The organism is Ruegeria sp. HKCCD6426 (assembly GCF_057221115.1).
In genome coordinates this window covers 416,643-440,622 of sequence record NZ_JBWVBF010000001.1, presented here as the reverse complement: position 1 = coordinate 440,622, position 23,980 = coordinate 416,643, and the positions used below count along the sequence as shown (strand labels likewise).

The 23,980-nt window shown below is 58.4% G+C and carries 18 protein-coding genes; 7 read left to right on the top strand and 11 right to left on the bottom strand.

Features of this window, described 5'->3' with window-relative positions; genetic code table 11:
* Nucleotides 1–508: 508 nt before the first annotated feature.
* Both AC2TDA_RS02210 and AC2TDA_RS02205 read right to left on the bottom strand, forming a co-directional pair.
* Nucleotides 509–934: a GlcG/HbpS family heme-binding protein gene (locus AC2TDA_RS02210; RefSeq protein ID WP_480846406.1), complete on the bottom strand. Its 426-nt coding sequence runs from the start codon at nucleotides 932–934 to the stop codon at nucleotides 509–511.
* A 60-nt stretch (nucleotides 935–994) separates the two neighbouring features.
* Nucleotides 995–3,127: a malate synthase G gene (locus tag AC2TDA_RS02205; protein ID WP_480878668.1), complete on the bottom strand. Its 2,133-nt coding sequence runs from the start codon at nucleotides 3,125–3,127 to the stop codon at nucleotides 995–997.
* A 213-nt stretch (nucleotides 3,128–3,340) separates the two neighbouring features.
* On the opposite strand from AC2TDA_RS02205, the gene pepN reads away from it, so the two are divergent.
* The 7 genes from pepN (at nucleotide 3,341) to AC2TDA_RS02170 (ending at nucleotide 12,719) form a co-directional block, all read left to right on the top strand.
* Entirely contained in the window at nucleotides 3,341–5,893 is a 2,553-nt protein-coding gene (pepN, locus tag AC2TDA_RS02200; RefSeq protein WP_480878667.1) for an aminopeptidase N, read from the top strand.
* On the top strand, nucleotides 5,890–6,330 hold the full coding sequence (locus AC2TDA_RS02195) for a hypothetical protein (RefSeq protein WP_480878666.1): 441 nt from the start codon (nucleotides 5,890–5,892) through the stop codon (nucleotides 6,328–6,330). The genes pepN and AC2TDA_RS02195 overlap by 4 nt, the downstream gene beginning before the upstream one ends.
* Before the next feature lie 198 nt (nucleotides 6,331–6,528).
* Nucleotides 6,529–7,710, top strand: a complete 1,182-nt coding sequence (locus AC2TDA_RS02190; protein ID WP_480878665.1) for a hypothetical protein — start codon at nucleotides 6,529–6,531, stop codon at nucleotides 7,708–7,710.
* A gap of 113 nt (nucleotides 7,711–7,823) precedes the next feature.
* Nucleotides 7,824–9,335 carry an Asp-tRNA(Asn)/Glu-tRNA(Gln) amidotransferase subunit GatB gene (gene gatB / locus AC2TDA_RS02185; RefSeq protein WP_480846401.1) on the top strand — a complete coding sequence of 504 codons (1,512 nt, stop codon included), beginning with the start codon at nucleotides 7,824–7,826 and terminating at the stop codon, nucleotides 9,333–9,335.
* A 95-nt stretch (nucleotides 9,336–9,430) separates the two neighbouring features.
* Nucleotides 9,431–10,687 (top strand): peptidase T, encoded by a 1,257-nt coding sequence (gene pepT / locus AC2TDA_RS02180; RefSeq protein ID WP_480878664.1) that lies wholly within the window; start codon nucleotides 9,431–9,433, stop codon nucleotides 10,685–10,687.
* Between the two features lie 80 nt (nucleotides 10,688–10,767).
* Nucleotides 10,768–11,223 (top strand): DUF4177 domain-containing protein, encoded by a 456-nt coding sequence (locus AC2TDA_RS02175; protein WP_480878663.1) that lies wholly within the window; start codon nucleotides 10,768–10,770, stop codon nucleotides 11,221–11,223.
* A gap of 128 nt (nucleotides 11,224–11,351) precedes the next feature.
* Nucleotides 11,352–12,719: a DUF3179 domain-containing protein gene (locus AC2TDA_RS02170; RefSeq protein WP_480878662.1), complete on the top strand. Its 1,368-nt coding sequence runs from the start codon at nucleotides 11,352–11,354 to the stop codon at nucleotides 12,717–12,719.
* Here the strand turns inward: AC2TDA_RS02170 and AC2TDA_RS02165 are convergent, their stop codons facing one another.
* The 9 genes from AC2TDA_RS02165 to AC2TDA_RS02125 all read right to left on the bottom strand — a co-directional run bounded on the left by AC2TDA_RS02165 (nucleotide 12,720) and on the right by AC2TDA_RS02125 (nucleotide 23,932).
* The gene (locus AC2TDA_RS02165; RefSeq protein WP_480878661.1) at nucleotides 12,720–14,405 is read right to left on the bottom strand and encodes a chloride channel protein; all 1,686 of its coding nucleotides are present in this window, start codon (nucleotides 14,403–14,405) and stop codon (nucleotides 12,720–12,722) included.
* Between the two features lie 89 nt (nucleotides 14,406–14,494).
* Nucleotides 14,495–16,144, bottom strand: coding sequence for a DNA repair protein RecN (recN, locus tag AC2TDA_RS02160; RefSeq protein WP_480878659.1), 1,650 nt, complete (start codon nucleotides 16,142–16,144; stop codon nucleotides 14,495–14,497).
* A 36-nt stretch (nucleotides 16,145–16,180) separates the two neighbouring features.
* The gene (locus tag AC2TDA_RS02155; RefSeq protein ID WP_480846393.1) at nucleotides 16,181–17,044 is read right to left on the bottom strand and encodes an outer membrane protein assembly factor BamD; all 864 of its coding nucleotides are present in this window, start codon (nucleotides 17,042–17,044) and stop codon (nucleotides 16,181–16,183) included.
* A 126-nt stretch (nucleotides 17,045–17,170) separates the two neighbouring features.
* Nucleotides 17,171–18,091 carry a UDP-3-O-acyl-N-acetylglucosamine deacetylase gene (lpxC, locus tag AC2TDA_RS02150; RefSeq protein ID WP_480878658.1) on the bottom strand — a complete coding sequence of 307 codons (921 nt, stop codon included), beginning with the start codon at nucleotides 18,089–18,091 and terminating at the stop codon, nucleotides 17,171–17,173.
* A gap of 213 nt (nucleotides 18,092–18,304) precedes the next feature.
* Nucleotides 18,305–19,921: a cell division protein FtsZ gene (ftsZ, locus tag AC2TDA_RS02145; RefSeq protein ID WP_480878656.1), complete on the bottom strand. Its 1,617-nt coding sequence runs from the start codon at nucleotides 19,919–19,921 to the stop codon at nucleotides 18,305–18,307.
* 346 nt (nucleotides 19,922–20,267) lie between these two features.
* The gene (locus tag AC2TDA_RS02140; protein WP_480878655.1) at nucleotides 20,268–20,639 is read right to left on the bottom strand and encodes a hypothetical protein; all 372 of its coding nucleotides are present in this window, start codon (nucleotides 20,637–20,639) and stop codon (nucleotides 20,268–20,270) included.
* 37 nt (nucleotides 20,640–20,676) lie between these two features.
* Nucleotides 20,677–22,011 (bottom strand): cell division protein FtsA, encoded by a 1,335-nt coding sequence (ftsA, locus tag AC2TDA_RS02135; protein WP_480878960.1) that lies wholly within the window; start codon nucleotides 22,009–22,011, stop codon nucleotides 20,677–20,679.
* Between the two features lie 8 nt (nucleotides 22,012–22,019).
* Entirely contained in the window at nucleotides 22,020–23,027 is a 1,008-nt protein-coding gene (locus AC2TDA_RS02130) for a cell division protein FtsQ/DivIB (RefSeq protein WP_480878654.1), read from the bottom strand.
* Nucleotides 23,015–23,932, bottom strand: a complete 918-nt coding sequence (locus AC2TDA_RS02125) for a D-alanine--D-alanine ligase (protein ID WP_480878653.1) — start codon at nucleotides 23,930–23,932, stop codon at nucleotides 23,015–23,017. The genes AC2TDA_RS02130 and AC2TDA_RS02125 overlap by 13 nt, the downstream gene beginning before the upstream one ends.
* Between the last annotated feature and the right edge of the window lie 48 nt (nucleotides 23,933–23,980).

Sequence of the window (23,980 nt, the reverse complement as noted above, 5' to 3'; positions counted from 1 at the left end):
AACCAATTGGGCACTTTGCAACAGTCCTATTTCTTGTGTTGACGGGCCGCTCTGTTGCGCCCGACCGCGTCCTATTGGCTGGAGTTCTGGATCTGTAGCTGACAACTCTATCTGGCGGCTAGCGCTCAGCGCCGGGCTTTCGGTGATCCAAAAACTGCCGATAGACGTGCAAAATCACTATGGCTTTTCAGAAACTGCACCTACTCCGGGTCTCTGCGCGGACTGATAAAACAGGGTCAGGGCATGATTACGACTTTGGACATTGTCGAGGTTATTGTGTCTCCATCTTTCCACGCGGTGATAGCGTGGCTGGCCTTCTGCTATCTACGTAAAACTGTTTTGTTCATCTAACGCTGACCATGAATACGGCCATCGACCCGGCGTTCCTGTTTCCAAGCATTCACCACCTGGCTGAAATGTTTGGCGATGTTATTGTAAATTCTGTTGCGTCACGAGTTGCGGCGCGGCCATGGTTTAACCGCACCGCAAACTAAAACTGAACAAACATTCAGATTTCGCCGGTCAATCCTGCCGCCTCGATCCCTGCCAATGCTGCAGCGGCGTCATTGTCCGAGGTGTCACCTGTCACACCCACCGCACCAATCACCTCTCCCTTGCGGTCGCGCAATAGAACACCGCCCGGTACCGGTATGACCTGACCGCCATACACACCGTTCACGGCTGCCATGAAATAGGCCTGGCCTTCTGCCCGCTGCATTTGCGCCGTTCCTGCCATACCCAGCATGACCGAGCCAAATGCCTTACCGTGCGCAATTGCGAACCGCCCCGGGGCCGCGCCGTCTTCACGTTCGAATGCGATGACATGACCACCGGCATCCAGCACGACGATAGATAAAGGCTTCAGCTCTTTCTCGCGCCCGTTTTCAAGGGTTTTGCGAATTATGGTGCGGGCCTTCCGCAATGAAACTGCCATGTGTGTGTTCCTCTACCTGATGTGTTCTTGCAAAGTGTCTCGGGTCTTGCCCCGCTACTATCACTGACTGGCCTTCAACTCCAACCGGCGCGCGTGGAGGACAGGCTCTGTATAGCCCGATGGCTGTACCCTGCCTCGGAACACCAAATCACAGGCCGCTTGAAAGGCGATGCCATCGAAACCCGGCGCCATGGGCCGATAGACCGGGTCCGAAGCATTCTGGCGGTCAACCACAGCGGCCATTTTTTGCATCGCCTCCATGACCTGCGCCTGACTGATCACTCCGTGATGCAGCCAGTTGGCCAGCGCCTGTGAGGAAATCCGGCAGGTTGCGCGGTCTTCCATCAGGCCGATATCGTTGAGATCCGGCACTTTCGAACAACCAACACCCTGATCGACCCAGCGCACGACATAGCCCAAAATGCCCTGTGCGTTGTTCTCGATCTCGCGGGTGATCTCATCACTTCCCAGGTTGCGGCCACCCAGCAGCGGAATGGTCAGCAGATCGTCCAACGTACCGCGAGGCCCACCATCCGTGATTTCGTTCTGACGCGTCAGAACGTCAACCTTGTGATAGTGGGTCGCATGCAGTGTGGCCGCCGTCGGAGATGGCACCCACGCACAGGTCGCGCCCGACATAGGATGCCCGATCTTGGCCTCGAGCATTTCGCCCATCCGGTCAGGCATCGCCCACATACCCTTACCGATCTGCGCCTTGCCTTTCAGACCGCAAGCCAGACCGATATCGACGTTGCGATCCTCATAGGACGCAATCCACGGCGTGTTCTTGATATCGCCCTTGGGCAGCACCGGACCGGCTTCCATCGCGGTGTGAATCTCGTCACCGGTCCGGTCCAGAAAGCCGGTGTTGATGAAGGCTACACGCGATTTCGCAGCTCGGATGCATTCCTTTAGGTTCACCGAGGTCCGGCGTTCCTCATCCATGATTCCCAGTTTCACGGTGTTGCGTGGCAGGCCGAGGATGTCTTCGACCATATCGAATATTTCGACCGAGAACGCGACTTCCTCGGGCCCGTGCATCTTGGGTTTCACAACATAGACCGAGCCTGCGACCGAGTTTCCTCCGTCGTGCTTCAAGTCATGCATGGCGATCAGCGTTGTGCAAAGCGCATCCATCAGCCCCTCGCCGATCTCGTTACCCTCACTGTCCAGAACCGCAGGGTTGGTCATCAGGTGTCCAACATTCCGCACCAGCATCAGCGAGCGGCCTTTGAGCGCGGCGGGCGCGCCGTCAGCAGTTGTGTATGTCAGGTCATCTGAAAGCTTGCGGGTGAAGGTTGTGCCGCCTTTGGTCACATCCTCCGTCAGATCGCCCTTCATCAGGCCTAACCAGTTGTCATAGGCCACAACCTTGTCGGCAGCATCAACACAGGCCACAGAGTCTTCGCAATCCATGATCGTGGACAGCGCTGATTCCAGTAGTACATCTGAGATACCCGCCGGATCGGATGCACCGATGTTGCTGGACGGATCGATAGTGACCTGAATGTGCAAGCCATTATTCTTAAACAGCACGAACTCAGGCGCATCGGCATTGCCACCAAAACCAACGAACTTGCCAGCATCCACAAGAGCGGGAGTCAAAACACCATCGTTGACGCTTACGTCTGTGACATCGACCCACGAGCCACGTGCCAATGGTACCGCCTCATCCAGAAATGCCTTGGCCCACGCAATGACACGGGCACCGCGCGAAGCATCGTAACCACCGGCCGCAGGAAAGTCTCCCATCGCATCAGTGCCGTACAGCGCGTCATACAGGCTGCCCCATCGGGCATTTGCAGCATTCAGGGCAAAGCGGGCATTGGTGATCGGCACAACCAATTGCGGCCCGGGTATCAGGGCGATCTCGGGATCGACATTGGCGGTTTCGATCTGGAAAACCGAGCCCTCCTCGACCAGATATCCAATGTCACGCAGAAACGCCTCATATGCGGCGGCGTCATGCTTCTGTCCCTTGTGCGAGACATGCCAGCCATCGATACGGCTTTGAAGATCAGCCCGTTTTGCCAGCAATTCGCGGTTTTTTGGGCCAAGCTCCTCCACCATGCGCGCTAGACCAGCCCAGACTTTCTCGGTCGAAACACCGGTTCCCGGCAATGCCCGGTTTTCAATGAAATCCGCCAGCTCCCAGGCAATCTGCAGCCCGTTCCGGGTTTCTCTGCCGCTCATTTTCGCCTTCTCCCGCGATTGTGTGCCACTGTATACGGACTTCAATTAGGACGAATATTTCCGATAGGCAACTCGGCACATCTCGGTTCGGCGAAATTCCCGTGGGTCATTTCGAAAGAACCACCCATCCGACGCCAAAGCGCCCGCATCGCTTGCAGCCCAGGACCAGAGCCCATAACGTCGCGCCAGCAACAACCGATGCGAGGCCCCCCAATGCGCGATGCTGCCCCCACAACCATTTTCCTGAAGGACTACACGCCATTCGGTTATGTGGTCGACAGCGTCCACTTGATGTTTGACCTTGCCCCGAACGCCACCCGAGTGACGTCCCGCATTGCCTTTCGTCCGAACCCCGAAGCCACGGACAAGACATTCTTTTTGCATGGCGAAGACCTGAAACTGATCCGGGCATCGATTGATGAGGCTGAAATTGCACCCGAAGTAACGGACAAGGGCCTGACAGTCGAAGTCCCAGATGGCCCTTTCGTCTGGGAGGCCGTGGTCGAGATTGATCCCGGCAACAACACCGCGCTCGAAGGGCTATACATGTCGAACGGCATGTACTGCACCCAGTGTGAGGCGGAAGGTTTCCGCAAAATCACGTACTATCCCGACCGGCCGGACGTTATGTCAACGTTCACGGTGCGTATCAACGGTGATCTGCCGGTTCTGCTGTCGAACGGGAACCCTACGGGCAGCGGTAATGGCTGGGCTGAATGGACCGACCCATGGCCGAAACCGGCCTATCTGTTTGCGTTGGTGGCCGGTGAACTGATCACTCATCCTGGCCAATTCACTACACACTCTGGTCGTGAAGTTGAACTGAACCTCTGGGTTCGCCCCGGCGACGAAAACAAATGCGCCTTTGGCATGGAAGCCTTAAAAAAGTCCATGAAGTGGGACGAGGACGTATACGGCCGCGAGTATGATCTGGATGTCTTCAACATCGTCGCCGTCGACGATTTCAACATGGGCGCAATGGAGAACAAGGGGCTGAACATTTTCAACTCCTCCGCTGTTCTCGCCAGTCCCGAAACCTCGACCGATGCCAATTTCGAACGGATCGAGGCCATCATTGCGCATGAGTATTTCCACAACTGGACCGGAAACCGCATCACCTGCCGCGACTGGTTCCAACTATGCCTGAAAGAGGGGCTGACCGTGTTCCGCGATGCCCAATTCACCTCGGACATGCGTTCGGCCCCGGTCAAACGAATTCACGACGTGATAGACTTGCGGGCACGCCAATTCCCTGAGGATAACGGCCCCTTGTCGCACCCCGTCCGGCCCGAGAGTTTTCAGGAAATCAACAACTTCTACACGTCGACTGTCTATGAAAAAGGTGCCGAGGTTATCGGAATGCTTAAGCGGCTGGTGGGCGATGAGGCGTACGCGCGCGCACTGGATCTCTATTTTGAACGTCATGACGGGCAGGCCTGCACCATCGAAGACTGGCTGAAAGTGTTCGAGGATGCAACGGGGCGCAATCTCAGCCAGTTCAAACGCTGGTACAGCCAGTCCGGCACCCCCCGTGTGTCGGTAGCCGAAGAATGGGTCGACGGTACGTATACGCTGACCCTCAGTCAAAAAACGCTGCCGACACCGGGCCAGTCGGACAAGCTGCCTCAGGTGATTCCCGTGGCGGTGGGGTTACTGGGCGCAAACGGCGATGAAGTACGCGAAACCGAAATCCTGGAATTAACGGAAGCTGAGCAACGCTTCACCTTCACCGGGCTCGCGGCTAAGCCTATGCCGTCAATCCTGCGGGAATTCTCGGCGCCCGTGATACTCGAACAGGATCAGTCCAGCGCAGAGCGTGCCTTTCTGCTGGCACACGACACCGATCCGTTCAATCGTTGGCAAGCCGGACGTTCCTTGGCGCAGGACGCGCTGATTGGAATGATCCTTACGGATATCGCTCCGAATGCGGACTATCTGGAGGGGCTTTTGGCCGTCTTGCGCGACGACAGTCTGGACCCGGCCTACCGGGCATTGATGCTAGGCCTTCCGACCCAATCGGAACTGGCTGCTGAGCTGCATCAACAGCGCGAAACGCCGGATCCGATGGCAATCTGGACCGCGGTCGAGACATTGCGCCAAGCCACAGCACAGCATGTTCAGGATCTGTTGCCGCGCCTGCATGGTGAAACAGTAGTAGATGCCCCATACAGCCCTGACGCCGAGCAAGCGGGCAAGCGGGCGCTGGGCAGTGCCGCACTGGCGCTGACGTCGCGGTTGGATGGCGGGGTCAAGGCGGCTGAAGGCTTTGCCAACGCTGACAACATGACCTTGCAGCTGACTGCCCTGTCTTGCCTGTTGCGCGCGGGCAAGGGCGAAGCAGAACTGGCGGCATTTTATGAACAATGGCGGCATGACCGGTTGGTGGTGGACAAGTGGTTTGCGTTGCAGGTGTCGATGGCCCACCCGGATACTGCCGCGGATATCGCACGCAACTTGACCAAGCATGCGGATTTCAACTGGAAAAACCCCAATCGGTTCCGGGCTTTGATGGGATCTCTGGCCATGAACCATGCAGGGTTTCACCGCAGCGACGGGTCGGGCTATGCCTTGCTGGCGGATTGGTTGATCCGACTGGATCCGGTAAATCCACAAACCACAGCCCGGATGTGCAGCGCTTTCCAGACTTGGAAACGATATGATGAGGGCCGGCAGACGCTTATGCGTCAGCAACTGACCCGCATTGCGGAAACTCCAAACCTGTCGCGGGATACAACCGAAATGGTATCGCGCATTTTGGACGCATGACAGACGATTTGAACCCGTTCACGTACACGCGCAGGAATCGCTCATCCTACACGGTTGTGATCCTGATCTTCGTTTATGCTGTGCTGATCGGATTGGTGATATTTCTGGGTGCCGCCTGGTGGCTGATGGCGCTGTTGGCGCTGCCTACCCTGCCAGCCGTTTTAGATATAGCGCGGGACACCAGCGCGGGCCTCGTCTTGGGCCCCAATACCATTCACTGGTACACTGGCAACCGGCAAGGAGAGCTTGACCTGTCAGAGATTGATCGGTTCAGGTTCGACACCCGCTGGGATCTTTCCGTCCGCGTCTCGGCGATCCTTCAGTCCGGCAAAAGGGTGAGACTGCCGGACGAGTCACTTCCACCGCATCGTCAGTTTGAGGACAACCTGCAAGAAGCTGGTTTCGCTGTAGAGCGCCATCATTTCCTGATATTTTGAAACGATCCCCCCTTTTGGCGCCGGTTTGTCCCAAAGTCAGGCAGAATACATTGCATTTTCTTGAATTTTTCACGAATTTTGGTCAAACTGGATGGGTTACAAGTTTGTTCAAGTTCGAGTTTCGCTATGTTTCGGTCTATCAGGGCGTTTTCTGCCCGCATTTCTGGCTCAGTTCCTTCTGCGGTACCGCAAATACCAGTGCCCAGAGAGGCAGCGCTTCTTTATGAAGATGGAAAGCTCAACATTCCGGTCGCAAAACCGGGATCGGATGAGCTGGTCGGTCGTCAGGCGATTGAGCGCGGGCGGCATCTGGCTCGTCAGGACTTGTGGACCGAGTTGTCGCGGGAAATGCACGCTGCAGATCAGGCGCGCAAAATAGCGCCATGCGGGCAACCCATTGCCGACTTGCTGGCCTATGGCGCCCGGGCCGACGTCGTGACGGCCGTTGAACATGCGCTGTCCGAAGGCGCCGCTATCATCGACTATGACCTGCTATGCGGAATTTCAGAACTTGAGACTGAATTGTTGGATCATGAAGGTGATCCGATGATCGGACTTGTCGTCGCGCTTGCGCATATCGATCTGGCCTGGGCATGGCGCGGTACCACGCGGGAGACGTCGTTGCACCCACAGCATTGGTCGCGTTGCGCAGCTCATTTCGACCGGGCCGCTGCCCTTATTCCCGCTTGCCGCGCCGCCGCACCGGATAGCCCGGCGATTGCCGCAGCAGAATGCGCCCTTCTTGCAGGTCAGAGCCGAGCTCAGACCCGCGTAGCCGACAAGTTTGAGGCCCTGATCGCGTTGGATCCGCACAACTATCGGCACATGCGTGCTATGGGCAGTCACCTGTTGCCCAGCTTGTTCGGCGGCTATCAGGAACTTGAGGTTCAGGCCTTGCGGAATGCTGCACGCACGCATGGTATCTGGGGCGCCGGAGGTTATACTTGGGTACAATTTGATGCGATCGCGCTGGATGCAGAAGCCTGTGCACGCGTGGATGTCGAGTATTTTCTTGAAGGTCTGCAAGACATAGTGGCCCGCCGTCCGGATCAGCAAATGATCAACCTGTTGGCGGCTTACTGCGCGATCACCTTGCAGAAAGATATGGGCCAGAACGATCAGGCTGATGACGCTCGATTGCGGATCTGTGAAGCCGCCGACTGGTTGATCCGGGATCATCTAACCGAGCTGCATCCGCTGATCTGGGCCCACGCAGCAGATGGGTTCAACAACAGCGTCCGCATCCATTCGCCCGAGCGTTTCGCCGCACGAGGTCACCGCGACGCGATGCGAGCAATTGCCAATCTATTCCGCGACGAGCTACGCAGCGGGAAAAGCGTAACCTTCACGCCCACTGGGTTGCAGTTTTCCAGCAACTGAATGCGCCGTTTCTGATCGGTGGGAATTCAACGATTTGCACCCATTCCCCCTTGCCCCTTGGGTCTGGCGGGCCTAATACGCAGGCTTAGACTTCTGCGGAAATGAGGCGCGCCATGCTCGACCTGACATACGAAATGCCCAAACCCAAAACCATTGCCGGGGCCAAGCACGATTGGGAACTGGTAATCGGGATGGAGGTGCATGCGCAGGTCTCGTCCAATGCCAAGCTGTTCTCGGGCGCGTCGACCCAATTCGGGGCCGAACCGAACTCGAACGTGGCCTTCGTGGACGCGGCGATGCCGGGAATGCTGCCGGTGATCAACGAGTATTGCGTCGAACAGGCGGTCCGGACCGGTCTGGGCTTGAAGGCGGACATCAATCTGAAGTCGGCCTTTGACCGCAAGAACTATTTCTACCCCGACCTGCCGCAGGGATACCAGATTTCCCAGCTCTACCACCCCATCGTGGGCGAAGGCGAAGTGCTGGTTGAAATGGGTGACGGTACCGCTCGGAAAGTGCGGATCGAACGCATTCACATGGAACAGGACGCGGGTAAATCGATCCACGATATGGACCCTCATATGTCCTTCGTTGATTTGAACCGCACAGGCGTTTGCCTGATGGAAATCGTCTCGCGTCCCGACATTCGCGGCCCCGAAGAGGCCGCCGCGTATATCGTCAAGCTGCGTCAGATCCTGCGCTATCTGGGCACCTGCGACGGCAACATGCAAAACGGCAATCTGCGCGCGGACGTGAACGTGTCGATCTGTTTGCCAGGTGCATACGAGAAGTATCAGGAAACGCAGGACTTCTCGCATCTGGGCACGCGCTGCGAGATTAAGAACATGAACTCGATGCGATTCATCCAGCAGGCCATCGAGGTCGAAGCGCGTCGCCAGATCGCCATCGTCGAAGCCGGTGGTAAGGTAGATCAGGAGACACGCCTGTACGATCCGGACAAAGGCGAGACACGCTCAATGCGGTCGAAGGAAGAGGCGCATGACTACCGCTATTTCCCTGACCCCGACCTGTTGCCGCTTGAGATCGAACAAGCATGGGTGGACGACATCGCCGCCAAGCTGCCAGAGCTGCCAGATGACAAGAAAGCGCGGTTTATCAGCGAGTTCGGGCTAACCGACTATGACGCCTCGGTTCTGACTGCCGAAGTGGAATCAGCCACGTATTTTGAGGAAGTCGCCAAAGGCCGCAGTGGCAAGTTGGCGGCAAACTGGGTCATCAACGAGTTGTTCGGCCGTCTGAAGAAGGAAGACCATGACATTACCGAGTCGCCCGTATCTCCGGCGCAGCTGGGTGGCGTAATCGACCTAATCGCATCCGACGCCATTTCGGGCAAGATTGCCAAGGACCTGTTCGAGATCGTTTACACAGAAGGCGGTGATCCGGCTCAGATCGTTGAAGAGCGGGGCATGAAGCAGGTGACCGACACTGGCGCGATCGAGGCGGCGCTGGACGAGATCATCGCCGCCAACCCGGCCCAGGTCGAAAAAGCCAAGGTGAACCCGAAACTGGCGGGTTGGTTCGTCGGTCAGGTGATGAAGTCCACCGGCGGCAAGGCGAACCCGAAGGCCGTTAATGAATTGGTCAGCAAAAAGCTGGGGTCGTAATCCCCTTATCGTTGAAGGGTTTTTCGGAGTCAGGCCATCGGCTTGACTCCGTTTCTTTTTGCACTCTTTCATCGGCACCAGAGAGGTAAGGTATCATGCAGAACAGATTTGATCAGGAACTTGAAACCCGATTGGTGCGCTATGCGGCCATCGACAGTCAAAGCGATGAGACCTCGGCCTCGACCCCCAGCAGTGCAATCCAGCTCGACATGCTGAACTTGCTGCAACAGGAACTCACCGAAATGGGCGCACAGAACGTTGAGATCACAGGTGACAGCGTTGTGGTGGCGACCATACCGGGTACTGCCCCCGGGCCAACCATCGGGTTTCTTGCTCATGTGGATACCGCGCCCCAGTTTAATGCAACCGGAGTCAAACCGCGGGTGATCAAGGGTTACAACGGCGGCGAGATCACTTTCCCCGACGACCCCGAATTGGTGCTGTCTCCTAAAGATCATCCTTATCTGGCAGAGAAAATGGGGCATGATCTGATCACCGCCTCAGGCACCACCCTGCTGGGCGCTGACGACAAGGCGGGAGTGTCGATCCTGATGACTCTGGCGCAACACCTTCTGAAGAACAAAGACAGCGCCCACGGCCCGATTCGCGTTGCCTTTACCCCGGACGAAGAGATTGGGCGCGGCGTGACCGAGCAACTACCCAATGATTTGGGTGCAGATTTCGCTTATACGCTGGATGGCGGCGAAGTCGGCGAGATTGAGTATGAAAGTTTTTCGGCCGACCGTGTGGTAATCCGGATTACCGGTGTGTCGATCCACCCTGGCCTGGCCAAGGGCAAGATGGTTAATGCAGCGCATCTAGCCGCGAAAATCGTGCAGACCCTGCCTCAGGCGACGATGACGCCAGAGGTGACTGACGAACGTGAAGGTTTTATTCATGTCACTGACATGAATGGCGGGTCGTCCGAGATGGAGATCAAGCTGATCCTGCGCGATTTCGAACTGGACGCGCTGGAGGCGCAGGGCGATTTGGTGCGACAGGTCTGCGCCGCCGTACAGGCCACCGAACCACGTGCCGAGATTTCCTGCGAGGTCTACCACCAATATCGCAACATGCGCTATTGGTTGGAAAAAGATATGACACCGGTCGATTTGGCCCGTGATGCGTGCCGCGAATTGGGAGTCGAGCCTCTTTCGGTTCCGATCCGCGGTGGCACGGATGGCTCACGTTTAACCGAATTCGGCACGCCCTGCCCCAATATCTTCACGGGCATGCAGTGCATTCACGGACCGCTGGAGTGGATTTCCGTGCAGGATATGGCGCTGGCAACCGAGCTGTGCCTGTCTCTGATCGGCAAGGCAGCGCAGGGTTCCGGCAACAGTGCGGGCTGAATTTCGCCTGTACGTGAAGTTCGCTTTTACCTGCGCTACAAAATGATAACGTGCCGGGAAATGGAAATCAGGACCTATTGATGCAGCGCTACGAATACAAAGTTGTTCCCGCCCCGCAAAAGGGCACCAAGGCCAAGGGCGTCAAGACTCCGGAAGGGCGGTTCGCCAACTCGGTCGAGCAACTGCTGAACAAGATGGGTCAGGACGGCTGGGAATATCAACGCGCCGAGTTGCTGCCTAGCGAGGAACGCGCTGGCCTAACCGGATCGGCCGTGAATTGGCGCAATGTACTGGTGTTCCGCCGGGCACTGGAGCCAGCTGTTGCCGAGCTTGAACCAACCGACAATCTGGTCGAGGACGCGGAAGCCCCGCAAGTCCGCCCCGTCCCCGGGCCGGGTGAGGCCAGCGAAGATGCAGATTCTACGGTAACTGCCCCTGCCCCCATTGCAGCCGAGGTGAAAGACCCACCTCTGACGCTTAGATCATCCGGCGGCGAACCCGCGCAGGACGATGAGGGCGCAGCCGAAAAAACCTGACAGGGTTTACCCAGCACTAACCAATTGTGGCTCTGAGCCAAGCCCCGTCACGCCGCGGTCACGCGGCTGTGGTGTGAATGTGAGCGAAAAAACGTGCAAGCTGGGCATGGAACCCTTGGGAGGATGCCATGTCAGTCACGCGTCGCCAATTTGCAGGTTTACTAGGAGCCGGTCTCATCTCTCCGGGTGGGCTCAGGGCGCAAGAGAACCCGGTACTCGAAGCCGTTCGGTCTACTCTCTTCGGTAGTCGCGCTGATTTCGAAGCGGGCATGGCCTTCCTGACCCAGCGCGGCAATCCGGATGTGGTTCCCGCACTGCTGACGGCAATGCGGTACGGCAGGCGGCGCGAGCGCGACATCGCCAAGGTGATGGACGCGCTGGCAGGCCAGAACCTGGGAACAGACTGGTTCGAATGGATGCTTTGGCAAGAGCGCAACCCACAGGTCGTACCGCATCCGTCGCTCATCCCCTTCAAGCGTGAAGTGCTGCTTGGCATCGATCAGGATTTCGACCTTTTCCTGCGCCCGGAGTACCTACAACGCAACCGAATGAAGATCCGGTTTGAAGAAATCGCATGGGGCGGGGTCGCTAAGGATGGCATCCCGTCACTGGACAATCCGAAGCTGATTTCTGCGAAATCCGCCACCTATCTGAAAGATGACGACTTGGTTTTCGGCGTAGCGATCAGAGGTGATATTCGGGCCTATCCGCTGCGGATTATGGGCTGGCATGAGATGTTCAACGAAGTGATCGGCGACGTCCCGGTTGCGTTGGCCTATTGTACGCTTTGCGGGTCGGGCATTCTGTTTGAAACCCAAGTGGCTGGGCGGCAGAAGCCGTTGATCTTCGGCTCGTCCGGGTTTCTCTATCGATCCAACAAGTTGATGTTCGATCGAGAGACCCATTCGTTGTGGAACCAGTATACCGGTAAGCCAGTCGTTGGCCCCTTGGCTGACAGCGGTATCGAACTTAATCAGCGCCCGGTCGTTATCACCGAATGGGGCAGTTGGAAGACCTCTCACCCCAGCACAAAGGTGTTGTCCTTGAAAACGGGGCATCGACGCAATTATGGATCTGGCGTCGTGTACCGGGATTATTTCGCCTCAAACGACCTGATGTTCCCGGCATTGGTCGATCAATCCACGCACCGGCAAAAAGATTACGTTTTTGCCGTGCGCCAATTCGGGGCCGCCAGAGCGTGGCCACTTGAGGTATTCAAGGGCAAGCCGGTACTCAACGACGCCATTGCAGGCCGCCCATTGATCCTGATAGGCGATCCGTCCAAGCGAACTGTCAGGGCCTATGAACGCGCCTCGCACCGGTTCGAGGCGTCGGCCGACGGATTGCAGGATGAGGTGGGTCAAATCTGGACAGTGACCGAAGGGGCCTTGGTTAGCCCGGATGGCGTGCGCCTGCCGCGGGTCGCTGGCCACATCTCGTACTGGTTTGCCTGGAACAATTATCTGGGAGATGCTGCAAGCGTTTATGGCGATTGATTACGAGTGTTCCTCGGCCGCCGTCGCCGCCAATGCCCGGTTATAAGCCTTGAGCGCATCGACATGAAAGAGCGCTCCGACGGGGTCTTCACCACCGTTTTTGTCCCTGACGACAACCGGAATACAGGGAACGTCCGCTCGGTCAAAATAGGGCATGGCGGCTTCAAGCGTGGCGCTGGCTTCAACGCAGAGGCCCTGTTCAATCAACGCTTGCGCCTCGTCTTTGGTGATCGAACGCGGATCCCCTATGGGCCGCATTACCGCGCCCGCGCGCAGCATCGCCAGCAGATAGGCCTGCGGGCCCGCGGCAAGGTGAACGTTGCGCCGCTCTAGCTGGGTCAGGAAGAATGAACGGTCCACAAGCCGCGAAGCAAGTGCAGTGGACATCGAAACCGATACCATGACGGCCAGACCGATTTGCCAGTCTCCGGTCAGTTCAAACACGATTAGTGTGGTCGAAATTGGCGCGCCCAGCACTGCCGCCGCCACGGCCCCCATTCCGGCAAAGGCATAAAGCGTGTGGGTGCCTGAAACGTCCGGTAGCAGGCCGGTGGCAATTAGTCCAAAGGCCAACCCGGTCAGTGCGCCGATCATGAGCGACGGCGAAAAGACCCCGCCCCCCATGCGCCCGCCCATAGTGATGGCCAGCGCTATGGTTTTAACCACAGCAAAAAGTATCGCTGTGGTCAGCAATAGATCGCCGGCCAGCGCGCGGGTTGTGGTTTCGTACCCAACGCCGATGATGTGTGGGAACCAGATCGCCAGAAGCCCCAGCATTGCCCCCGACACTGCAGGGCGTAACCAGCGCGGCAGAGACAGCCGGTTTTGGATATGCGAGCCTATGTCTTCTGCGAAAAAGATAGACCGCATAAGCAGCAGGGAAACCAGTCCGCAGATCAGGCCCAAGATCAGAAAGGCCGGTAGCTCGACATAGAATTGCAGCGACCCGGGGGTTTCCAGCGTGAACTCAGTCACGTCGCCGTACGCCAGACGGTTGATCACGGTCCCCGCAACCGATGCAATGACGATGGGGGCGAACGCATGCACGGCGAAGTGACGCAACACGACTTCGAGCGCGAAAAGCGCCCCGGCGATCGGGGCATTGAAACTGGCCGATACGGCGGCTGCAACGGCGCATCCCAACAGGTCGCGCCCGGTGATACCGTCTGCATGGATGCGATTGCTAACCCAGGTCGAGATCACGCCTGCCATATGCACAACGGGCCCTTCGCGTCCTGTCGATCCGCCTGAACTGAGTGTTATGAGCGAGGCAAGGAACGAGGCGATGCCCGCCTTGGTTTCGACCCGACCGTCAGTGAGAGCTGACCCCTCAATCACGTCGGCAACGGATCGAACGCGCCCGTCATCGGTAAACTTGTGCAGGATAACCCCCACGACCAGCCCGCCGAAAATGGGAGTAATCAGGATCAGTATCCAAGGTAGTTTCTCGGCGTGACTGTGCAGCAGCAATATGTCTTCGGTATCGTAGATATAGGCCTGCAGACCAGCGATGGCTTTTCGGAATCCCAAGGCCATGAAACCCGCCGCAACCCCGATGGCCAGCGCAATGAACCAGAACTGGACCTGGCTGGGACCGCGGTGTCGCAAAACCCGCCACGCGTCTTTTAGCGCCGCGATGGCCTGATTGAACTGATTACGCAGAACAGTGCGGGTGGATTGGGTCATCTGAGCCCTTCGGACATCTCGTATCTCTTACTAAGCCACGCGAGGGGCATAGAAAAGTCGGATCACGCGCTTTTGCAGCAGGTGTGGTTTCAAGCGTCCAGCAATGCGCGGGCGGCGGCACGGGCCTGTTCGGTGATCGTGTCACCCGCAACCATTCGGGCGATTTCATCTACACGGTCGGCGTCCGACAATGGCAGGACGGTCGACAATGTCTGCCCGTTCGCCACCTGTTTCTGAACGCGCCAATGATGCGCCGCGCGGGCGGCAACCTGTGGTGAGTGCGTCACCACCAGCACCTGCCCGCCCTGAGCCAGCGACGCCAGCCGTCGACCCACCGCATCTGCCGTCGCACCACCAACGCCACGATCGATTTCGTCAAAAATCATTGTCCGGGCGCTGTCGTCACCTGTCAGGCAAACTTTGAGCGCCAACAGAAAGCGGCTGAGTTCGCCGCCCGACGCGATCTTGTTTAACGGCCCAGAGGGCGCGCCCGGGTTGGTCGCAACGGTGAAGGCGACGGCATCGGTACCTTCGGGGCCGGGATCGGTAGGGGTGAGTTCCGTCTGAAAGACTGCGCGTTCCATTTTCAACGGTGCAAGTTCGGCCATGACGGCGGCATCCAATTGCCCGGCAGCCTGACGGCGCGCGGTGCTGAGGGCCCGCGCAGCATCGTTATACGCTGTCTGAGCAGCCTCTACCGCAGCCCGCTTTTCCACCAGATCGGCATCGCCGGCCTCAAGTCGGCTCAGGCGGTTTCGCAGGGTTTCGGCAAATGTGCCCAGCTCATCCGGGACTACATTGTGCTTGCGGGCCAGGGCCCGGATTGCAAACAGGCGTTCTTCGGCCTGTTCCAGTTCCACCGGGTTGAAGTCCAGCGCCTGAAGGCAGTCGTTTACCCCGTCCTGTGCCTCGCCCAATTCGATCAGGGCGCGACCCAGGGCGGCGATTGGGTCCTCAAGCTGGCCATTAGCGTTGTCAGAAACACCTTCGAGCCAGCGCACAGCATCCGCCAAAGCGCCCTCGGCTCCGTCGCCACCCAAAAGGACAAACGCCCGAGCAACATCATCACGGATACGTTCCGCCCCCTGCATCATGCGGCGGCGCGCGTCGAGATCCGCATCTTCGCCTGGCTGTGGGTCAAGTTGATCCAGTTCAGCGACCGCGTGGCGCAGGAATTCCTCTTCGCTGCGAACGGCGGCAAGTGCCGCTTCGGTCTCAGCAAGTGCCTTACGGGTGCGGGACATTTCGTTCCATGTTGCGCGAACAGTGGCCAGCCGGCCTTCGGCCTCGGCGTAAGCGTCCAGCATCGCGCGATGGCCACGCGGGTTTAGCAAGCCGCGATCGTCATGCTGGCCATGCAACTCGATCAGAGTTTCCGACAGCGCCCGCAGGACTTCACCCGAGCAGCGACGGTCGTTGATCCAGGCGGTCTTGCGACCCTCAGCCGTGTTGACGCGACGCAGGATCAGTTCCTCGCCACCGGGCAAACCGGCCTCAGCCAGCACGGCATGAGCAGGGTGATCATCAGGCAGCTCGAATTCAGCTACCACTTCCCCCTGCGCGGCGCCCTGCCGTACCAATTCGGCGCGACCGCGCCATCCCAAAACGAATCCAAGCGAATCCAAAAGGATCGACTTTCCCGCGCCGGTTTCGCCGGTCAAAGCGTTCAGGCCCGGCTGGAACGTTAGTTCCAACCGGTCAATAATCAGCATGTCGCGGATATCAAGGGCGCGCAGCATCGGGTCTTTAGCGTCCCAAGCCAAAAGCCATGGCGATTACAACCACTCACCTTTGATCGTCTGGCGGTAGATCTGGCTGAGCCAATTGTTACCGCGGCTCTTGAGGTCCAGACCGCGCGAGGTCAGTAACTGATACCCTGCATCGTACCATTCAGACGATTGGTAGTTGTAACCCAAAATCGCACCAGCCGACTGCGCCTCATCCACCAGACCCAGCGAGAGATATGCCTCGATCAGACGATAGAGCGCCTCGGCTGTGTGGGACGTGGTCTGGAAATCCTCGACCACGACACGAAACCGATTGATTGCGGCAGTGTAGTGATCCTGACGCAGATAGTAGCGTCCGATTTCCATTTCCTTGCCGGCCAAATGGTCAAAGGCCAGGTCAAATTTCAGAACCGACGAGGTTGCATATTCACTGTCGGGATAAACCTCGATCACCGTGCGTAGCGCCTGCAACGCCTGAAAGGTCAGACCCTGATCGCGCCCGACCTCATCGATCTGGTCATAATAGCTGAGCGCCAGCAGATACTGGGCATATGCCGCGTCTTCATCGGCGGGATAAAAATCGATATACCGCTGAGCTGCTGCGCGGCTTTCGGCATAGTTCCCGTCCGCATGGAACGAAAACGCCTGCATGATCAGCGCTCGCTTTGCCCAATCGGAATATGGGTACAGACGTTCGACCTCGGAAAAATACCAAGCCGCATCATCCGAGCGATTCTGTGACAGCTCGTATTCGCCGCGTGTGTAAATCTGTTCGGGAGTGTACCCTTCGAGGTTCTGAGTGCGATCGGCGCCTTTGTTGCCGAACAGGCCTCCGGCGCCGCCGCATGCCGTCAAAGTTGCTGCCAGAAGAACCGCGCCTGCGAATCTGACTGCCGCTTTGGTGCCAACCATTCCGCCCATCCTTGTCGTCTTGCTTAACGGGGTTCGCCCCGGATCGGGCCTTGGTCTAGCACATAAAATTCCGGTGCAAAACGCCTTATGCGCGCTGTGACGCAATTGTCTTTCAAGGTGATCAGATCACGCAACCTGTGGAATTTCGCTGCGTACAAGGCCCTGCCCCGGCAAAAGTGCAGCCTGTTCGGGGGTGCACAGCACCGGACGCACCGCACCGGGCGTTTCGAACAGCTTGCGCAGCAGGGTGTTCGTCATCGAATGGCCGGACTTTTCACCAGTAAATCGTCCTAGAATCGGTCCGCCTGCCAGATACAGATCGCCCAAAGCGTCCAGCATTTTGTGTCGCACGGCTTCATCGGCGTGGCGGAACCCACCGGGGGTCAGGACTTCATCGCCCTGCACAACGACAGCGTTGTCCAGCGTTCCACCCAGGGCCAGCCCGTTTTCGCGCATCGCTTCAACATCGGTGCGACGGCAGAAGGTGCGGCTGTCACATAGTTCGCGCGCAAATGTTCCATTGCGCATATCCAGCGTTTTGGTTTGGCTGCCGATGGCATCGTCTTCAAAGTCGATGTGGAATTCGATTTCGAGCCCGTCGGACGGAACGATCCAGGCTCGTGCGCCTTCACGTTCTACCATTACCGGTTTGAGGACCTCGTAGGCCAGAACCGGCGTGGCCTGACGGCGCACGCCCTTAGCCATGATGCCGCGCACAAACTCGACCGACGACCCGTCCATGATCGGGACTTCGGGCCCATCAATCTCGATCAGTGCGTTGTGGATGCCACAACCGGCCAGAGCGGCCATGATGTGCTCAACAGTCGACACCGAAACGCCCGCATCGTTGACGAGACGCGTACAAAGCGGCGTGCGTTCGACTATGTCATAGATCGCAGGAACCAGCGCATTGCCCAGCTCGATATCAGTCCGTTTGAACCAGATTCCGTGCCCGGCAGCTGCCGGTTTCAGAATCATCGTCGCAGGCTTGCCGCTGTGCAGCCCGACGCCATTGAACGTGACTGAAGATTTGAGCGTATGTTGCAATGTGAACCTCAGCGAGTGGTGTCCAGCCTTCATCGGGCTGTGTTGCACTCCAACTAAGGAAGAGGGCGCCAAGGCTCAACTCACTCTTTGTAACCGAATGAAACATGCATGTAACAGATCGGCAAAACCCTGCTTACCGCCACCCAACAGGCTGTTTTACAACAAGAAAGGGCCGCCAAATGGCAGCCCCTTAATAAGATTTTGTGACCGGTATCAGTTAGCCTGACGGCGCAGGAACGCGGGAATTTCGATGCGATCCTGCTCGGGGTCGGCCTCTTCCCGAGCGGGTGCCGTAGCGTCAGCTTGGCGGAAAGAAGGTTGCTGGCGCACTGGCTGAGCCGGTGTATCCGCCGCGTGACCTGTCATCCGGTCGATCAGACGGTTGAACCCGAAACGGGGGCGATCTTCGGCTGACTGCTCGGGCTGAGCCGCAGGTTCTTGCGGCTGCTCGGCTGCCATCCGCGCCCGAGCAGCAGGAACATTCTTTACTGCTGCCTGCAAACGCTGAAGCGCTTCGGGGGACGGTGTGCCAGGCAATTGACCACGAGGCGCTACAAAGCTCTCTGGCGCAGCCTGTTCAGCTTCTGGCTGCGGTTCAAATTCCGCCACGGTTGGCTGATAGGCCGGCGGCGGCAGGCCATCATCATCCTGCGCAACGGCTGCGGGCTGCTCATCACTCCAACCGGGATTGAACTCGACATCTTCGATCGATTCAAACAGCGAGGGCGCAATGTTGCTGTCGCCCTCAGATGCAGCGGCCTCAGCAGCCGGAGCCTCTGCCTGCACGGACTCCTCCGCCGAAACAGTACGCGTCAAAGGTGCTGACATCGAGCGGCGGGCGACCGGCACTTCTTCGTGCTTTTCGTTTGCGTCGATACCGGTGGCCACAACCGAGACCCGCATGCCGCCTTCCATCACGGTGTCCAACGTCGAGCCTACGATGATGTTGGCCTCGGGGTCTACTTCCTCGCGGATACGGTTGGCAGCCTCGTCCAGTTCGAACAGGGTCAGATCGTGCGAACCGGTGATGTTGATCAGCACGCCCTTGGCGCCCTTGAGGCTGATTTCGTCCAGCAGCGGGTTGGCAATCGCCTTTTCAGCCGCCTGAACAGCGCGATCTTCACCGGTGGCCTCACCTGTACCCATCATTGCCTTGCCCATCTCGTCCATCACCGCGCGAACGTCGGCGAAGTCGAGATTGATCAGACCCGGGCGAACCATCAGATCGGTCACGCCTTTGACACCCTGATACAGAACGTCATCAGCCATCGAGAATGCTTCGGTAAAGGTGGTTTTTTCGTTGGCGAGACGGAACAGGTTCTGGTTCGGAATGATGATCAGCGTGTCGACAACCTTTTGCAGCGACTCGACCCCATCTTCAGCCTGACGCATCCGCTTGGCGCCCTCGAACTGGAAAGGCTTGGTCACAACACCAACAGTCAGCACACCCAGTTCCCGCGCGGCCTGTGCGATGATCGGAGCGGCACCTGTACCAGTGCCCCCGCCCATGCCTGCGGTGATGAAGCACATATGCGCGCCAGCAAGGTGGTCAACAATCTGCTCGATGCTTTCTTCAGCTGCTGCTGCACCAACGGTGGGTCGCGCACCTGCGCCCAAACCTTCGGTTACTTTAACCCCCAGCTGCACCCGCGCCGAAGACTGGCTTTGCTGCAATGCTTGCGCGTCAGTGTTGGCGACCACAAAATCGACGCCGTCCAGCTGTTTTTCAATCATGTTGTTGACGGCGTTGCCACCTGCACCGCCTACGCCAAATACTGTAATCCGAGGCTTCAGTTCGTCGTGCCCGGGCATCGAAAGATTCAATGTCATGCTCTGTCCGCCTGTTTTTTTGACCCGCCAAAGCGGTGTTTTTCTTACCTATCCAAGTTCGATTCTACATTTCGAATCCCCAAACGTCACGCCAAAAATCGCGCAAATCCACAAAATATGGAGGAATTAAGGCGCAAAACAGCGGCATTTCGCTTTCATCGCCAGATGTTGCGGGACAACACTAACCCGGCACAACACAAGCGGTCGCGACATCACGGATCAGGCGACACGTCATGTGATTTAGTTTTTCGATTATCGCGCAAAACTGCTCGGTGTCCTGCCGCGGGCCTCTTGCGGGCCTTGTGGATATTTTGAGGGATAAACCCGTCAGCCGCAACCCATTTCTTTAACTGGTTGGGGCACTTGGGCAGTTTAGCCCCTGCTCTGAGATATTGCGCACTTCCTGAATCTCTGCGTTTGCAAAAGTGGCCAGCCGCACCATCAGGCGATCCTGATGCAGAAATGGCCACCAGCAGACGGGTACTCTGTCGGGGTCATCGTCATAGAGAAAGCAGATCTGTCCGTTCGGCGTTGTGATCTGACCATAAACGCAATCCCGGTTCGGCATGCGCCAGACCGAGACTGTGCGGCTTAGGAATTCTTCGGTTCCGACCAGATCGCCGCTGCGCACCTCGTAGAATTGCAGGGTTTTGCCGACCGCTGCATTCAGAAACGCTTCCGGTGAGATCGCCGTCTGAGCCATCGCAAACGCGGGCATCGCGACGAGCCATGCTCCCAGAGCTCTGCAAAGCGCCCTACCAGTTGTCACGGAACCAGCGCACAGCGCGCTTAAACGGGCGGGCCGCATACGTATCTACCGGGATCTCGAAGTCCCACCATTCATCCTGCGGATGCGCTGCAAACAAGCTCAGACCGACAGCCGACGAAAAGCTGGGTCCGGTTGCAGATTGCGGCAAGCCATGGACGCGAAGCGGGCGGCCCAGGCGCACACGCTGACCCAGGATCCGGCTGGCCAACCCGTCAAGACCCATGATTTGGCTGCCACCGCCAGTCAGGACGATCTGCTGGCTCGGCATATGGTCAAAGCCTGCGGCATCCAATCGGATACGGACCTCTTCCAGTATTTCCTCGACACGGGGACGCATGATGCCGATCAGTTCAGCGCGGCTGACGGTACGGCGATCGTGCTCCCAATCGCCGGTATCGCCACCAATGTCGATCAAATCGCGGTCGTCGGCGCCGGTTGCATGAACACCGCCGTTGAAGGTTTTAATCCGCTCGGCCACCGCAGCTGGAACACCCAACCCCATGGAAATGTCCGAGGTCACGTGATCTCCACCCATCCGCACACAATCGGCATATATCATGTGCTTTTTCATGAAAATCGACACGCTGGTCGTACCACCGCCCATGTCGATGCAGGCTGCACCCAGCTCCTGCTCATCCTCGACCAACGCCGAGATGCCCGAGACGTAGGCCGAGTTCGCAATACCAGCCAGCTCCAGATCGCAGCGCTTGATACAGCGGACGATGTTCTGAATCGAAACAGCGTCCACAGTCAGCATGTGCATGTCCACCGCCAGCGACTGCCCCAACTGCCCGCGCGGGTCGGTCAGCCCCGAACGGTTGTCGAGCGCAAAATTCACGGGCTGCGCGTGCAGTACTTCGCGCCCTACCCCGTAATCCGGCACATCACAGGCGTTCAGAACCCGGCCAACCTCGGCTTCGGTAACCAGTTGCCCTTCCAAATCGACCTGCGCGTCCAACCCGTAAGAGCGGGGGTTCGCCCCCGAAAAACAGGCGATGACATGATCCACGCGAATATCGGCCATTTTCTGCGCCGCTTGCAGTGCGGTGCGGATGGCGCGTTCGGTCTCTTGCATGGCGGTGACTTCGCCGAACTGCACGCCACGCGACCGTGTGGTTGCCGCACCGATCACGCGGAACCCGGTCTGCCCGGCCATCGAACCGATGGCGTTGTCCTCGCTCAGCGGACCTGCGCCATCGAAACGCAGTACAAGGCAGGCGATCTTCGAGCTGCCAACATCCAGAATGGCGACGACGCCCCGCTGCATTGCCTGCCGGCGCATCTGGCGCATGGCGCGTTGGGACTGATAAAGATCGGTCATCATTGTCGTTATTGCCCGTTGTCCACTGTAACTTTTGTATTCCACCAGGCTTCGCTGGCTGTTTTGTTCATTCTGATTGTCGGTCGTTGCCCGAGCCGCATGTCGACCACGGCAACGTCGCGTTCCAGAAGGTTCTGCACTTCGTTCACTGCCAGCACCCGTTCCAACGCACGAACCGGGCGATCGGTCGGCAGCATGATGCGCTGACCGCGATCCAGAACAAGATCCCAACGCCGTTCGCCAATGCGCACAAGACCGCGAACACGGCTGCCCAGATTGCTGGCGGTCTTCAGAACCTCAAGCGCCTGCGGAACATGCTGATCCGCGCCCTTGCCCGCAATCAGCGGCAAGCCCGCGTGGTCGGCACGCGACGCGACGCGATCTACATGAGCACCGGTGTCGTCCAGTAGCTCAATTCCGTCGCGAGTTCGCCAGACAATGACCGGTTGCCGCTCGACAACATCGACTTGAAGAATGCCTCCAGGACGTATTCGGACTGTCGCGGATTTCACTGGGTCGAGACCTGTGATCGTGTCGCGGATCAGCTCGACATCCAGGTCCCAGGAACTGACGGGGAAATCCAGCGGAACAACTTCGCGGATATCATCCGAGAGCCAGGTGCCCGCACCGTCGATTGCCATGAGGTTAACCATGAATTCAGGGCGTTCCTGAATCGAGGTCTTAATGTCGGCCACATATGCCTCAAGCGCATGGCGCCGCTCTTCCGACGCCAGGTAGAGACCAATCCCCGATACCATGACCAGGACAGGCAGGCCGATTTTCAATCCTTGCCGAATACCTGGCGTCAGCATCCAGCGCTGGAACCGATAGCTCAGGCGCGACGGCGCGGGATCGGATCGCCCAGCCGAACGACCGAACAACCCGCCTCCGCGTAGTCGAAACTTTGGTTGCACCTCAGGCTCTGCCGCTGCAGCCGACCGGAAATCCGCATCTGGCCCTGCCAGAGGTTTGGCCCGGTGGATGACTGGCGCACGGGTGGCGGTCAACGGTCGCATGAGGCGTCCTCCACCATCCAGGCGCAAAGTTGGCCAAACGTCATGCCCAGATGGGCAGCCTGCTCGGGGGCCAGCGACGTGGGCGTCATGCCGGGCTGCGTATTGGTTTCCAGCAGGAACAAACCGCCCGCCCCTTTGCTGTCATCCCAGCGGTAGTCCGTTCGGCTGACACCCCGGCATCCCAGCGCGCCATGTGCACGCACGGCATAATCCATGCAGCGGTCAAAGATGTCCTGCGGAATATCGGCAGGTAACACGTGCCACGAGCCGCCGGGCTTGTATTTGGCGTCGTAGTCGTACCAGCCGCCGTCGGTCATGATTTCAGTCACGGTCAGAGCGCGGTCGCCCATCACCGTTACTGTCAGTTCGCGGCCTGCAACATATTTCTCTACCATCACCTGATCCGGCATCTCTTCCGAGAGCTGTGGCGGACCATTGGAACCTTCGTGCACGATATAGATGCCAACGCTGGAACCTTCGTTGTTGGGTTTGGCCACATAGGGCGGCTCCATGACGTGAACCTCGATCACTTCGACCTTGGGAACGATCACGCTGGGTACAATCGGCAGACCTACTGTCTGGTAGATTTCCTTGCTGCGCTGTTTGTCCATGGCGAGCGCTGAGGCCAGAACCCCGGAATGCGTATACGGAATGCGCATCCATTCCAGCAGACCCTGCACACAGCCATCTTCGCCCCAGCGGCCGTGCAGGGCGTTGAAAACCACATCCGGTTTGATATCCAATAGGCGTGCATAGAGGTCGGGACCCGCGTCCAGCTCGACCACTTCAAAGCCTTCTCCCCTGAGGGCGGCTGCGCATTCGCGCCCGCTGCTGAGAGACACCTCGCGTTCCGCCGAGGGCCCACCCATCAATACCGCCACTTTGGGGTTTGTCCTGCTCGACATACCCACGTTCGTGCGCCTCAATGTCCCCGGACCTTATGTGGTGGTCCG

Coding starts and splice junctions, on each gene's coding strand:
- AC2TDA_RS02210 (WP_480846406.1), bottom strand. CDS start 934: ATGGCAGTTTCATTGCGGAAGGCCCGCACCATAATTCGCAAAACCCTT.
- AC2TDA_RS02205 (WP_480878668.1), bottom strand. CDS start 3,127: ATGAGCGGCAGAGAAACCCGGAACGGGCTGCAGATTGCCTGGGAGCTG.
- pepN (WP_480878667.1), top strand. CDS start 3,341: ATGCGCGATGCTGCCCCCACAACCATTTTCCTGAAGGACTACACGCCA.
- AC2TDA_RS02195 (WP_480878666.1), top strand. CDS start 5,890: ATGACAGACGATTTGAACCCGTTCACGTACACGCGCAGGAATCGCTCA.
- gatB (WP_480846401.1), top strand. CDS start 7,824: ATGCTCGACCTGACATACGAAATGCCCAAACCCAAAACCATTGCCGGG.
- pepT (WP_480878664.1), top strand. CDS start 9,431: ATGCAGAACAGATTTGATCAGGAACTTGAAACCCGATTGGTGCGCTAT.
- AC2TDA_RS02175 (WP_480878663.1), top strand. CDS start 10,768: ATGCAGCGCTACGAATACAAAGTTGTTCCCGCCCCGCAAAAGGGCACC.
- AC2TDA_RS02170 (WP_480878662.1), top strand. CDS start 11,352: ATGTCAGTCACGCGTCGCCAATTTGCAGGTTTACTAGGAGCCGGTCTC.
- AC2TDA_RS02165 (WP_480878661.1), bottom strand. CDS start 14,405: ATGACCCAATCCACCCGCACTGTTCTGCGTAATCAGTTCAATCAGGCC.
- recN (WP_480878659.1), bottom strand. CDS start 16,144: ATGCTGCGCGCCCTTGATATCCGCGACATGCTGATTATTGACCGGTTG.
- AC2TDA_RS02155 (WP_480846393.1), bottom strand. CDS start 17,044: ATGGTTGGCACCAAAGCGGCAGTCAGATTCGCAGGCGCGGTTCTTCTG.
- ftsZ (WP_480878656.1), bottom strand. CDS start 19,921: ATGACATTGAATCTTTCGATGCCCGGGCACGACGAACTGAAGCCTCGG.
- AC2TDA_RS02140 (WP_480878655.1), bottom strand. CDS start 20,639: ATGCCCGCGTTTGCGATGGCTCAGACGGCGATCTCACCGGAAGCGTTT.
- ftsA (WP_480878960.1), bottom strand. CDS start 22,011: ATGACCGATCTTTATCAGTCCCAACGCGCCATGCGCCAGATGCGCCGG.
- AC2TDA_RS02130 (WP_480878654.1), bottom strand. CDS start 23,027: ATGCGACCGTTGACCGCCACCCGTGCGCCAGTCATCCACCGGGCCAAA.
- AC2TDA_RS02125 (WP_480878653.1), bottom strand. CDS start 23,932: ATGTCGAGCAGGACAAACCCCAAAGTGGCGGTATTGATGGGTGGGCCC.